The 14,178-nt window shown below is 72.6% G+C and carries 1 protein-coding gene; it reads left to right on the top strand.

Annotated features, from left to right (window positions below):
• Nucleotides 1-8: 8 nt before the first annotated feature.
• Nucleotides 9-14,174: a toxin glutamine deamidase domain-containing protein gene (locus O7632_RS01225; RefSeq protein WP_278110685.1), complete on the top strand. Its 14,166-nt coding sequence runs from the start codon at nt 9-11 to the stop codon at nt 14,172-14,174.
• The last annotated feature ends 4 nt before the right edge of the window (nt 14,175-14,178 follow it).

Raw genomic sequence — 14,178 nt, 5'->3', positions numbered from 1 at the left:
CGCGCGAGTTGGCGATCGCCAATCCCAAGGCCACCCTCGGCGAGTACGGCTGGGTGTGGGACGCCATCTGCTGGGTCAGCGCCGGCGAGGCGTGGCCCAGCGGTGACGAGGACAAGATGCGGGAGCTCGCCGCGGCCTGGACCGAGCTGGCCGAGGCGCTGACCGACGCCGTCGTCGACGGCGACCATGCCGCCATGGTGGTGCTGCAGAACCTCGGCGGCGACGCCGGCCAGGCGTTCCAGACGGCGTGGAGCACCTACGGCGCGGGACGCAACACCGGCCTGCCGGTGATCCAGGAAGCAGCGGCGTCGTTCGCCGCCAGCTGCGACAACGCCGCCTTGGAGATCGAGTACGCCAAACTGACCGTCCTCATCGCAGTGATCGTCACCGTCATCGCGGTCTTCGTGGCGCTGCTGATGGCCTGGCTCGGTGGTGTCTCCGCCGGCACCATCCCGGGCATCCTCGCCGCCGGCCGTCAGGCCGTGACGGTCGCCTTCCGGCGGCTGCTCGCCCAACTCGGCCGTCAGATGTTCACCCGGGCCGGCCTGCGGGCGATGATCCAGAACGCCGGCCGGCAGGCCGTGACGCAGGTGACCCGGGCCGGCACCGAGCGGCTGGCCCGGCGGGTGGCGATCGAGCTCACCCAGGAGATCGGTGAAGAGCTGATCATCGACGTGGGTGCCCAGGCGTACCAGATGCAGACCGGGTCCCGTTCCGAGTGGGATCTGCGGCGGACCGCGACCGCCGGGGTCGGCGGCGCGTTCGGCGGGGTGCTCGGGGTCGCCGGCAACCGGTGGATGCGCAACACGGTCGCCCCCAGGGTCCCGGTCCGGTTCAATCCGTCCACGTTCAGCTTCCCGGGTGCCGGGGTGGTCCGCTGGGGTGGACGATCGGTCGGTGCCGGACTGCAGAACGCCATCGTGTCACCGGCGGCGAGCGTCGCGGCGAACCTCGCGGTCAACCAGCAGTGGACCAATCCGGGCTGGCAGGGTGTGCTCGGCGGGTTCACCAGTGGTGCCGGCCGGGGCGGCCTCACCATGGCCGGCGCCTCGGTCGGCGGCGGCATGGCCGGTCTGACCAACCAGCTTGGTGCGGACCTGGGCGTCAACGCGCCAGGCTCCGGCGGTGCCGGTCTCGGTGGCCCGACGCCGGGCCCGGTCGGTACGGCGGATCTGGGCGGACTCGGCCAAGGTCAGGGCGGTGACGCCGGAACCGGTACGCCGAATGGCAGCGGCGCCGCTGGTGGAACCGGTACGCCGAACGGTGCCGGCGGCAACACCGCTGCTGGTGCCGGCCCGGACACGGGAGCCGGCCCGGACTCCGGTGCCGCATCCGACACCTCGACCTCCGCTCCGGCCGGCACCCCGGCGGGGCCCGGCGCCACGAGCGAGACCGAGAGCGCGAACGGTCAGGTGAGCACCGCACCGTCGACCGGTTCCGGTTCGGTGCAGGTCCCTCCGCCAGCCGCCCCCAGCGCCGTCACCGCCCCGGATGAGGTGGCGCCACCCGCTGCGGGGACCACACCCGACGGCGCGGCACCACCTGCCGGCACCGCGTCCGGCACGATGACACCGTCGGACCCGGTCTCCGTGCCCGAGTCGGTGACGGTGCCGGATCCAGTTGCGGCCTCGGGATCGGTCGCCCCCTCGGACCCGGTCGCGGCCTCGGACGGGTTCGCGGCCGGACCTGCGGCGACGACCGGGCCGGAGATCGGCGGCGACGGTACGTCTGGTCAGCGGCCGGGGGTGGAGACGGGTGCCGATCAGCGCGACGACAGCGCCGACGCGGCGATGGCGGACGCCTCTTCTTCGGAGCGTGCCGTACCGGTCGCCGTACGGCAGACGGATCTGGACAGCGCTGTGGCCGATCCGGTGGTCGCTCCGGCGGGCGTACCGCCGGGGATCGTGACCCCGGCCGCGACGAACCCGCCGCCGGTCGCGGCCGCCGCGCCCACCACGTCGGCACCGGCCGCGCCTGCGGCGGTGCCTATCGGACCCGCGACCAGCACCCCTGCGGCGGCTCCTGCTGCGGCTGCCGGGCCGGTGAATCCCGCAACGGCGACCACTGCGGCCGCGTCGACTCCGGCTACGGCGACCACTCCGGCCGCGTCGATTCCGGCCAGCGCGCCAGCGTCGACCGCCCCAGCTGCCGGCGGTCGGGTCGTCAACCCGGCAGCCGCGAACTCGGCCGGTTCGGTGACCTTCGGACCCGCCGTACCCGGGCCGCTGACCCCGCCGGCCGACACCGCCGCAGGGTCGGTCACCAGCGGATCGCCGGTGACGACCGGCCCGCCGGTGGTCGGCGTCGTGCCAGTGAACACCGGAGCACCCGCCGGCCCGACCCCCGCCGGCCCGACCCCCGCCGGCCCGGCACCGTCCGATGCGGGCGACACCTCGGCCGGGCGGCCGACCCCGGCCGGCGGAGTCGACCCGGACACGCTGCGCCGATCCACCGGCCCGACCGCCAACGGCACCCACAGTTGGCAACTCGACCCGGTCGATGTTCCGGGCGACCCCAACAGCCCGGACGCCGAGCTGGCGCTCATCGACGCGTCCCGCAGCCTCGCCGACGCCGTCCAGGCCGCTGTCGGCGGTGACATCTCCAGGGGCAGGAAACCGGGCGTCGGTGGAGCGCTGATGACCCCGGACGGGGAAATCACCACCCACACCAGCATGACCGCCGACAAGAGCACCACCCCGGCGACGCAACCGTCCGTACACCCGCTGGCCCAGGCCGTGCTCGACCAGATCGCCGGGCGGACCAGGACCGGCGCGGGGCACGGCAAGTGCAGCGAGGTCGCCCTCGTGTCCGACCAGCTCTACAAGCTGGAGCGGCAGTGGCGCGACGCGGGCATGCCGGGCGACCTGAGCGACTACGCCCTCAGCCGCCTCGACGGGTCGAAGATCGTCACTCACCAGATCGGCCGGGCCGTCAGCGGCGGTGTCGAATACCGGCAGGGCAGTTACCGTCCACCATGCGCGTCGTGTGCGGAATTCCTGCCTGCGCTCAACGTCGAACCGGTCGCCGACCCCGGCCGTACCGGCGACGTGCCGACCACCCCGCCGACCGAGCCGGGTGCGCTCGGCAACGGCCGGCCGTTGACCGACACCCGACCGTACGGGCAACCCCAGGGTGTGGTGCCACCGTCCGCAACCGACCAGCAGGCGTTGGCGGACGCGGTGCCGCAGGATCCGGACGGCCGGCCGCAGCGGCACCCGGACCCCCGGACCGGATCGTGGGCCGGGCTGGTCAACGACGGCGGGCATCAGGTCTCCGGGCGGGCCACCAACTGCGGCGACGTCGGGCTGTCGGTCCTGTCGACCTGGTACGGCGACCCGCAGGTCGCCGCCAGCGTCGCCGATCCGAACGGTCCGGAGGGCAACAACACCCGGCGGCAGGAACAGTGGCTGGGAGCCACCTACGCCCACCAGGGCACCGGCCTCAGCGGTCTCGACGCGATCGCCGATCAGCTCCGGCGGGCCGGTCCGGGTGCCGCCGCCGTCATCATCACCAGCTGGACAGCGGCCGTCGGTGGCGGCTCACACACCTGGAACGCGGTCAACCACAACGGCGACATCGTCTGGATCGACGCGCAGACCCGTACCGTCTCCGACACCGGTCCGATCCACACCACCGCGGTCGACGGCGTGTGGTCGATCGTGCTCGACGCCGACGGTAACCCGATCGTCCCCGGCCCGGCGACGGCGACCACCACACCGGCGACCACCACGGCTGCCAACACCGGGCCGACTGACGCCACCGGGCCGACTGACGCCACCGGGCCGACTGACGCCACCGGGCCGACTGACGCCACCGGGCCGACCGATCCCGCAGCGTCGGACCCGGTGGGCTCGGAGCCGGCGTACCTGGACGGGTTGACCGAACAGGACCGCTCGACCCTGCTCGCCGCGCTGGCCGCCGCCCAGGTCGACGCCGACGCCATCCTGGCCGAGCTCGACGCTGTCGGCGGACGGATCACCGCCGAACTCGGGCTGACCGGGACGGACACGCTCACCCCGGTGGGCACCGAACACCGGGTCAAGGGTGCCGAGTCGATGGCCCGTAAGTTCACCGCCGAGTTCGCGCCGGTCGGCTACGACATGTCGCAAGCCCTGGACGAGGTCAACGACCTGGTGCGGTTCTCCGTCCGGGGACCGGAAACCGAGGCGTACGGTCCGGCGGTGCTCGGCGTGCTGGACGCGCTGGTGGCCGACGGCCATCAGGTCACGGATGTCAAGAACTTCTGGGCACCCGGTAACCGGTTTTTCGGACTGAACGTCACCCTGGTGGCACCAAACGGTCGGACGTACGAGTTGCAGTTCCCGACCGCGACGAGTTACCGCATCGGCCATCAAACCCACGTGCTGTACGAAAGGATGCGGGATCCGGCGTATTCGGCAGCCGATCGGATGCACGCGCTGTTGGACATCCTGGCGACGAACAAGGTCGAAGGTGCCGCAGGAGCGATGCCGGGCGGAATGGCGCAGCTCGTCGAACGGTTCGGCGTGCCGAAGAACACCAGCTTCGCCACGTGGATCAGCAGCGCGGACCGGCTCCCGCTGCGTCAGGAGTACGCCGCGTGGCTCGCCGAACAGGGACGTGACTTCCGAGACGTCCTCGCTGAGCGAGGATTGGACCTGTCCGACCTGCCGGGCTTCGATCCGGACCTGCTAGGGAGAGCCGATGGACCCCCTGACGTTCCACTACTACCTGCTGCACCGCCCGAACGATCCGGATCGCCAGCCGGTGAACGTGATCGCGGTGGCGCGCGGGACCGGGCCGACGCAGGCGGTGATCTGGGACCGGCCGACGTCGAGGTGGGGCTTCCGACCGGACGTGGCGGCGACGTTCCTGTACGCCACGCCGGACCGGGAGCAGACCCAGCTGGTCGACCGGGCGACGGCGGAATCGGTGACCCGTCACTTCACGACGGTGCCGCTGCCGAACGAGGCGGAACTGACCCGGATCTGCCAGGCGGCGACCCAGCGCTGACCACGAGGTCGGACGATGCCGCGTCATCGCCGGCAGCAGATCCGTCGCCACCTACGGAGACGACCGCCGGGCAACGTCCCGACCGCGACGAGACGACGGTGACCGATGGGCGAACCGATGTTCCAGTACTACCTGCTGTACCGCCTGATCGACCAGACGGAGACGCCGGTGAACGTGATAGCGCTGGCGGACCTCCCCGGGCCGACCCGGGCGGTGATCTGGGACCGTCGGACGGACCGGTGGAACTTCCGACCGGACGTGGCGGTGTCGATCCTGTACGCGAATCAGGAACGCCACACCTTCCGCCGGATCGACCGGGCGACGGCGGAATCGGTGACCCGTCACTTCACGACGGTGCCGCTGCCGAACGAGGCGGAACTGACCCGGATCTGCCAGGCGGCCGGCCAGACCTGAGGGGGAGCCGGCCACCGCTGGGGGACACCCGGACGATCGGGCCGACCAAGCTGGCACCGCTCGAGGACGCCAGGCATCGGGCGGCGGTGGTGGAGAGCCTGTCGTCCGGTGACGGCTTCGTCGCCGGCGCGAATCCGTCGACCCACCCGTACGGCACGCTGGTCAACGACGGCGGACCGACCCAGCCGGGGCGGGGAAACAACTGTCTGGACAGCTCGCTCGCCGCGCTGTCCGGTTTTCTCGGCCGACCCGAGGTGTCGTTGCCCCGGTGGCCTGATCCGGCCGGCGGCGGTGGGATCGACCGTCAGTCGGGGGAGAGTGACGGATCGTTGCGGGCTGCGGCCTGGATCGGTGGGGAATGGCTGGGCACCCCTCCCGACCTGCCGCAATCGCCCGAGCTGCGGTCGCCGTTGGTCGCGGCGGCGTACGCGGAGCTGCACCAGGAGATCGCCGCCGCCGGGCCGGGCGCGGCTGCTTTGGTGATCGCGGAGTGGATGAAGGTCAATCCGGTCACCGGTGCACCGGTCACCGACGCAGAAGGCAACTCGATGCCGGCTGGCTCGCATGCCTTCGTGGTCGTCTATCCGTACGACGCGGACGGGCCGGTGTGGTGGGATCCGCAGCAGGGTCGGACATGGTCCCAGCCGCCCACCGACTACGTACGCGGCAGCCGTGGTCTGTGGTCGATGGCGTTGCCGGAGCAGGGGAGGGACATCAATGACCGGGGAGATGACCGAGGACGAGGCCCGCGCGCTGATCAGTCGGCTCCTGGGCAGCGGGAATCCGATCGAGATGTATCCGTTCGAGTTCGGCTGGCTGGTCCAGGAGGACCTGTCGAGCCAGGAACGGCGAGACGGGATGCACATCGGTCAGGGGAGCTTCATCGTGGACCTGACGGGCGTGGTGACCGCCCAGCCGAGCCTGCCGGCGACGGTGGTGGTCGAGGAGTACGTGACGGCGCGGCGGGCGGGTCGGATGTCGGGTCGGCAGGTGTGGCCGGTGCCGGATTAGCAACTCCGGTCGGTGCCGGATCAGCGAACGCGGCCGGGTTGTCGGGTCCGCGTCCGGTGGGTCCGTTGGAGTTGGCGCCGTTGGAGGAGGTGGGTTTTCAGGCGGATGTCGAGTCGGTGTTGTGGTCGGGTGAGGGTTTTGTGGTGGGTGCGGATCCGTCGTCGCATCCTTTTGGTGGGTTGGTGAATGATGGTGGGCCGTCCCAGCCGGGTCGGGGTAACAATTGTATGGATTGTTCGTTGGCGGGTTTGTCGACTTTTCTTGGTCGGCCGATGGTGTCGTTGCCGCGTTGGGCCGACAGGTTGCCGGACGGCAGCATCGACCGGCAGACCGGCGAATCGCATGGCATCGACCGGGCCGAGGCGTGGCTGGGCGGCCAGTGGGTGGCACCGCCGGCCGACATCCCGGGGCCGCCCCCGCAACGGGCGGTGGCGGTGGCCCGGCAGTACGCGGATCTGCAGGCGCGGGTGGCGGCGGCGGGTCCGGGCAGTGCCGCGTTGGTCGTCGCCGATTGGCTGAGTCTGGACCAGCGCACGGGACAGGTCGAGGTCGACGCGGCCGGTAACGCTGTGGCGGACGGCTCGCACGCCTTCACGATCGTCTACCCGTACGGCGCGGACGGGCCGGTGTGGTGGGATCCGCAGGACGGTCGGACGTGGACCGCACCGCCGGCGCACATCGTCGCCGCCACGCACACGTTGTGGTCGATGGACGCGCCATCCGCAACAGAAGGGACCAGGATTGACCCGGGACGAAGCGCAGGAGTTGATCCAGCGGCTGGTCGGCACGCCGAATCAGATGGCGCTGCACGAGTTCGAGTTCGGCTGGCTGGCCCAGGAGATCCTGACGTCGCCGCAGCGGGACCAGGGGATGCACGTGGGCCTGGGGAGCTACATCATCGATCGGGACGGGACGGTGACGGCGCAGGGGAGTCTGCCCGTACCGGTGACGATCAACCAGTATTCGACGGCGCGGCGGGCGGGTCGGATGTCGGGTCGGCAGGTGTGGCCGGTGCCGGATTAGCAACTCCGGTCGGTGCCGGATCAGCGAACGCGGCCGGGTTGTCGGGTCCGCGTCCGGTGGGTCCGTTGGAGTTGGCGCCGTTGGAGGAGGTGGGTTTTCAGGCGGATGTCGAGTCGGTGTTGTGGTCGGGTGAGGGTTTTGTGGTGGGTGCGGATCCGTCGTCGCATCCTTTTGGTGGGTTGGTGAATGATGGTGGGCCGTCCCGGCCGGGTCGGGGTAACAATTGTATGGATTGTTCGTTGGCGGGTTTGTCGACTTTTCTTGGTCGGCCGATGGTGTCGTTGCCGCGTTGGGCCGACAGGTTGCCGGACGGCAGCATCGACCGGCTGACGGGGGAATCGGACGGGGTTGGTCGGGCCGAGGCGTGGTTGGGTGGCGAGTGGGTGGCGCCGCCGGCGGACCTGCCGGGTGATCCGCAGCGGCGGTCGGTGGCGGTGGCGCGGCAGTACGCGGATCTGCAGGCGCGGGTGGCGGCGGGGGGTCCGGGCAGCGCGGCGCTGGTCGTCGCCGACTGGCTGAGCTTCGACGGAACCAGCCGGCGGCTGCTGCTGGACGCCAACGGTGAGGTGCAGCCGGCCGGTTCGCACGCCTTCGTGATCGTCTACCCGTACGGTGCGGATGGGCCGGTGTGGTGGGATCCGCAGTACGGTACGACGTCGACCCGGCCGCCCGCCGACTACGTGGCGGCCACGCACGCGTTGTGGTCGATGGACGCACCGTCGGCAGCGGGAGGGATCAACGGTGACCCGGGACGAAGCGCAGGAGCTGATCCAGCGGCTGGTCGGCACGCCGAATCAGATGGCGCTGCACGAGTTCGAGTTCGGCTGGGTGGCGAGGGAGATCCTGTCCGGGCGGGAGCAGACGCAGGGGATGGGGCTGGGCCAGGGCAGCTGGGTGATCGATCACAGCGGGGTGGTGACCGCGCACCGGAGCATGCCGCCGTCGGTGATCAAGGAGGAGTACGCGGCGGCGCGGCGGGCGGGCCGGACAGCGGGCCGCCAGGTCTGGCCGCCGACGGACGACCCGGACCCGAGGGGCCGGTAACGCCGGACGGGCCGGACGGGCCGGATCTGCGCAGCGCCGCCGCCGGCACCGTCTTCGGCGGCGCGCTGGCCGACGCCGACCCGGGCGTCGCGGCCGCAGCCGTACGGGAGGCGTTGACGGTCGGCCTGTTGCCGGCGGGGGCGGTGGCCGACCCGGACACTGGCACCGTCACGTTGGACCCGGCGACAGCGCCCGATGCCGCGTCCGGGCCGGACCGGGCGGCTACGCTGTTGACCGTCACGGTCACCGTTGTCCCGGTGCCGTCGGACGTGGCCGTCGCCCCGGTCGCCAGTGTCGCCGTCGACGCCGACCGGGCCACCGTACGAGTGTCCGACCGGGCCTCGGCCGACCACGTGCGCCGCGCGGTGGCCGCCGCGTTGGCCGAAGTCGACGCGATCGCCCGGGAACGGGCCGACGGGATGCGTACCGATGCCACCACCGCGCTGGCCGAGGGTGCCCGGCCGGAAGGCGACGGGCAGCGCCACCTGACCGCCCGCGACATGGGCCGGCTCGCGGAGCTGCGGACGGTCGCGCATCAGCTGCGCGACGCCGGTGCCGGCCGGCACGCCGATCCGGCCCAGGTCGCCCAACTGCACGCCGACGCGATCAGCCTGTTGATCTCCAGCGGACTGCTGGAGCAGGATCCGCCCCACTCGGTGTGGGCCAAGAAGCCGAACGTACCGCTGGTCGGTCCGGCCGCCGCCGACGCCCGCCTGGACGTGGTGCGCGACCAGCTCGGACCGGCCTTCGCCGACCTGTCCGGTCTGCTGGACGTGGCCCGGGACACGCCCGGCCTGGTCGAGCGGGTCCGGGCCGCCCAGGCGGAGGTACGGGCGGAGGCCCGCCAGTGGGCGCGGCAGGCGGCCGCGGCGCGGGACCAGGCGGACGTGGCGTTGACCGAGCGGGTGGACGCCGTGTTGGACGCCGAACCGGGGCACGTCTTCGAACGGCTGGTGATCGGTGGTGGCTGGGCGGCGACCGCCGACTTCGCCACGCTCGGCGCGCCGCCGGACACCGGCGTCGGGGTGCCGCCGGTGATGGTGGTGTCGCAGGGCCACGACCCGTGGGCCGACCGACAGGATTTGCTGATGGGGCAGGTCCCGAGCGAGCTGGAGATCCCGGGGTTGTCGTTCCAGCCGGCCGATTTCGCCGACCAGGGCACCCAGTTCGCGCGCTCCAGTGACTTCGCGGCGGCGGTCGGCGCGGGCCGTGCGTACACCGGGATGCCCAGCTATCAGGGTGTCGCGACCGCGATCACCCCGCGCCCGGCCGGCGACGCGGCCGCCGCCGCCGGCTGGCCGGCCGGGGCCAACTACCGGGTCACGGTCGGTGGCCGCGACTTTTACACGACTACTGTGGACATCGCCGCCGGTCCGGGTCCGGCGCGGGTGCCGGCCGCGCCGGAGGAGACTTCCGGCCGGTACGTCGACCCGGCGACCGGTTTCCAGGTGGACCGCTCCGGTTCGGTGCCGGTGTTCCGGGATCGGAGCGGGGCCGTCGTCGACCCGGCGGCGCTGCCCGAGTCGGTGCGTACGGTGCTCGGCGGCACCCGCCCGATCCGCGCCGACCTGCCGCTGCTGGCCGACACTGATGGTCGGCTCACCGATCCGCTGCTGGTCGATCCGGGTAGTGGCTACGCTGTCGACTCGACGACCGGGCAGCCGTACGGTCCGGACGGGCGGCCGGTCGAGGTGGCCGCGTTGCCGGCCGACGTCGCGCGCCGACTCGGCTTCGACGCCGTTGGCCGCTTCGACGCCGTTGGCCGGTTCGACGCCGACGGCCGGCTCGGTGATCCTCGGTCAGATCGGCGGCGCGTCGACTTCGGCGGGCAGAACCTGGCCGACGCCTACCGGGCGGGTGACCGGGTGCTGGTGTTCGGGGCGGGCGCCTCCGGCGCGTGGGACGTCGAGCAGGCCGCCGCCTCACCGGCGGCGACGATCGACTGGTCGGCGCGCAGAGTCCCGCTGCTGCCGGAGAACCGGACCGGGGACCCGGCCCGGGACGCCGAGCTGGAGCTCACGTCGAGCTTCGCCGGCGGCTACAACCGCCGCAACACGGTGCCGGGGCTCGGCGCCTACGACGTGGCCGCCGCCGATCCCCGGATCGACCAGACGCTGCGGACGATCGTCTCCGCGCGGCACACTGTGAACGGCACGTTCCTGGTGGAGTTCGACGACGGCACCCGGCAGGAGTACGACCGGGTGGTCTTCTCGATCGGCCTGGCTCCCGAATATCCGGGCGGGGTCGCCGCCCTGGCCGGCTCACTGAAGCTGCGCCCGCTGCACGGGCCGCCGGCCCTCGACCGGTCGACATCGGACGTCGTCGGGCTCACCGACCAGTCCGGGCAGCTGCGCGTCCTCGGGGCAGCCGCCGTGGCGCGGCAACTCGGCCGGTCGCTCGGCCGGTTCAAGGACTACCTGGAGAGTCAGTTCTCGAATCAGGCCGCCGCGCTGCCCGACGACTCGTACAAGATCCCGCCGAGTATCCGGTTCCACGCGCAACGGATCGCCGAGGCGAACCGGAACCCGACACCCCCGCGATCACACCGCCCCGAAATCGACGAACCCACCCCGCCAGGCGATGGCGGGGTCGAGCCAGGGCAGCGGCCCGTGCGCGGCGGTGATCCGCTCGGCGATAGCCGGAACGTAGACGTCGATCGGGTCCTGCCCGCCGACGGCGTCGAAGCCCTCACCGTGGGGGACCAGCTCGGCGTCGTTACGCGCGAAGTCGACGAATCGCAGGTCAGGCAAAACCCGAGGGGCGAGTTCGGCGAACAGTTCGGCACCGACCGTGGTGATACCGCAGTTGGCCAACCCCAGCCAGCGGAGCCGCCGCAGGTGCGGCGAGGCCAGCAGGACGCGCAGCCCGTCGTCGCCGATCGGGTTGCCGTCCAGTCCGAGGCTGGTGAGTCGGGCCAGCAGCGGGCTCGCCGCGATCGCACCGACCAGGTCCGGGCCGACGTCGGTGAGCAGGACGTGGCGGACCGGAACCCGGCGGTAGATCTCCGCGCCCCGGTCGAGGAAGTCGGCACCGGGAAGCTCGATCAGCTCGGGGAAGCCACGCCGTACCCCGCAGTCGTCGACGAGCCCGGCGATGTCCGCGCAGAGTCGGGGTTCGAGTCTGACCGCGAGTCCGTGCATCCGCCGGGACAGCTCGGGCGCGCTCGGGGTGCCGGCGATCCTGGCCCGGTCGTATTCGAGCTGGAGTCGGATCAGCTCGGCATGGTCTCCGTCGGTGGGTTCGACGGCGTCGGCGTAGCGCAGCCGCAGGTCCATGTCGTCGGGGTCGGCGATGATGGCGGCGTAGAGGTCGCGGACAGCCGGGCTGTCACTGGCGCGGCTGCTGTCACCGATGCTGGCGCTGGGCATGACAGCAGCGTATCGACGCCGCCACCGCAGCCGCCGCTGGCTGAGCCGCGTGAGCTGAGCGAGTTGCGGGACCTGACGACCCGCTACAGCGTCGCTGGCGGCGACGCGACCAGGCTGGCGCTGCGGGCCGAGATCGCCGTACGGGCGCAGGCGCTCGGCCTCGTCGACGGCACCGCCGACGCCTACGCCCGCTGGGCGCAGCTGCCGCCTGACGTCGCCAACGACCTGCTGCGGCTGACCGTACCGGCGATCACACCGGACAGTGTGCTGGCGATCCTCGGCGCGGACCCGACCACGTTGAGCGAGCCGCAGCGGGCCCAGCAACGCGACCACTGGGACCGCCTCGTCCACGACGGACACGTACCCGCCGCTCCACAGCTGACCGAGCGGCTGCAGCGGCTGGCGGTCGACGCCGAACACGGCCAGCGCAGCCTGCCGTACCTGCCGGTGTCGGCCGGTCAGGTGATCGGCCTGCGGCCGGACCAGCTCGACGCGGTGCGGGCCGTCGACCCGGCGCTGGCCGAGCGGGTCGCCCGCGACGGCGTGTACGTCGACCTGTCCGGCCAGCCGGATCTGACCCCGTACGCGTTGGCCGGCGCGCCGCAGGTCAACGTGGGTGGCGTACACCCGGGGTCTGATCTGGCGACGGAGGCGGGCCGGCGGGCGTTGCTCGCCGAGGACACCCGGCGGGCGTACGCGACGATCGTCGGCGCGTACGGCGACAGCCCGGCGGTGACCCGGATACTCGGCACGCACGGCTTTCACTACGTGGCCGGGACCCGGTCGATGGTGCTGGTCCCGGACGCGCTCACCCAGGCGCTACGCGACCTGGCCCCCACCGCACCGCCGGCCCTGGGCGTCGCGACCTCGGCCGCCGAGGGCGGGCCGGTCGCCGTCACTGCGACCGAAACCCACGTGTACGCCGACCGGGCCACGTTGCCCGAGTCCGCGTCGGACCAATCGATCGAGTACGGCCGACCCGTGGATCCGCACTCGGGTGCACCGGTGCCGCTGTGGGGTGGGCTGCCCCGCCGGGAGCAGGTACAGCAGGGCCGGCTCGGCGACTGCGGCCTGCTGGCCTCGGTCGGCGCGGTCGCCGGGCACCAGCCGCAGGCGATCGGCGCGCTGATGCATCCGAACCCGGACGGCACCGTCGACGTCCTGTTGCACGAGAGCAGCCTGCCGGGTGGCCACACCACCCCGACGGGTCGGCGGCTGCGGATCACGGTGACTCCTGACGTTCCGGTGCGTGGCGCGCCGCCGCCGCGCGCCGCCTACGCCGACCAGGCCGGGGTGGGCGCGGCGTGGGTGAGCATCCTGGAGAAGGCGCTGGCCGCCGTCGACCGGACCTGGGGCGCGGCCCGGCAGGTCCACTGGCAGCAGCAGTGGCAGGGCTGGCAGGGCCGGTCCGACCCGCATCAGGCGGCGCCGCTGGGGTACGCGCGGATGGATCCGGGCAGCACCCCGGATCTGTGGGCGGAGCTGCTGACGCAGCTCACCGGCGAGCCGGCCCGTACCGGGCGGTTCCCCACGGCGCCGGGCAGCGAGCCGGTGGTCGAGGCGACGGTGGCGCGGCTGCTGGCCCGGGGCAATCCGGTGATCGCCAGCACCAGGTCACCGGACAGCTACCAGCATCTGCCGTACGGGATGCCGCCGTACGATCTGCGGGCCGGGCACGCGTACGAGGTGGTGGCGGCGCGGGACGGGCACATCTGGCTGCGTAACCCGTGGAACCACAGCCATCCGCAGCCGATGCCGGTGCGGGCGTTCCTGGACCTGATGAGTGACGGTTACGCCCACCTGGACCGTACGCCGGTGGTGCCGCCTCCGCCGCCGGTGCCGGCTGTTCCCCGGCAGGCGTCCCGGACCGGCGGGCGGGCCGTCTTCCAGGGGCGGGCCGCTGTCGACGGGCGGACCCTTGTCGATGCGCGGGTCGGCGCGTCGGCGGGGGTGGCGGCCGCCGGGCTGGCGGCGGCGTCGGCACCGGGCCGTACGGTGCTCGACCGGCGCGACGGATACCTCGTCTACTACGTCGACCGGGGTCCGGCCGGGGAACTGGTCCAGTTGCTCGCGGTCGAGTTGGGTCCGGACGGGCAGCAGCGGTCGATAACGTGGGTCGCTGGCTCGGTTCCGCCCGACGCGGGCGGGATGTCGCCGTCGTCGCCATCGCCATCGGCCGGTACGGCTGGTGTGGTGCCGCCGCCGGCCGCCGGGGCGGGGCGTGCGCCGGTCAGCCGGGCCGAGGCGGAACGGGCCGCCCGCAGCGAGCTGGGCTTCGAGTTGCCGGACGAGCCGACGCTGCATGAGATGCTCGGTGGTTGACGAC

The sequence above is a fragment of the Solwaraspora sp. WMMD406 genome, assembly GCF_029626025.1.
In the GTDB taxonomy this organism is placed as follows: domain Bacteria; phylum Actinomycetota; class Actinomycetes; order Mycobacteriales; family Micromonosporaceae; genus Micromonospora_E.
Note: the sequence above shows the minus strand (reverse complement) of the source record. Positions and strands in the feature narration are given on the sequence as shown.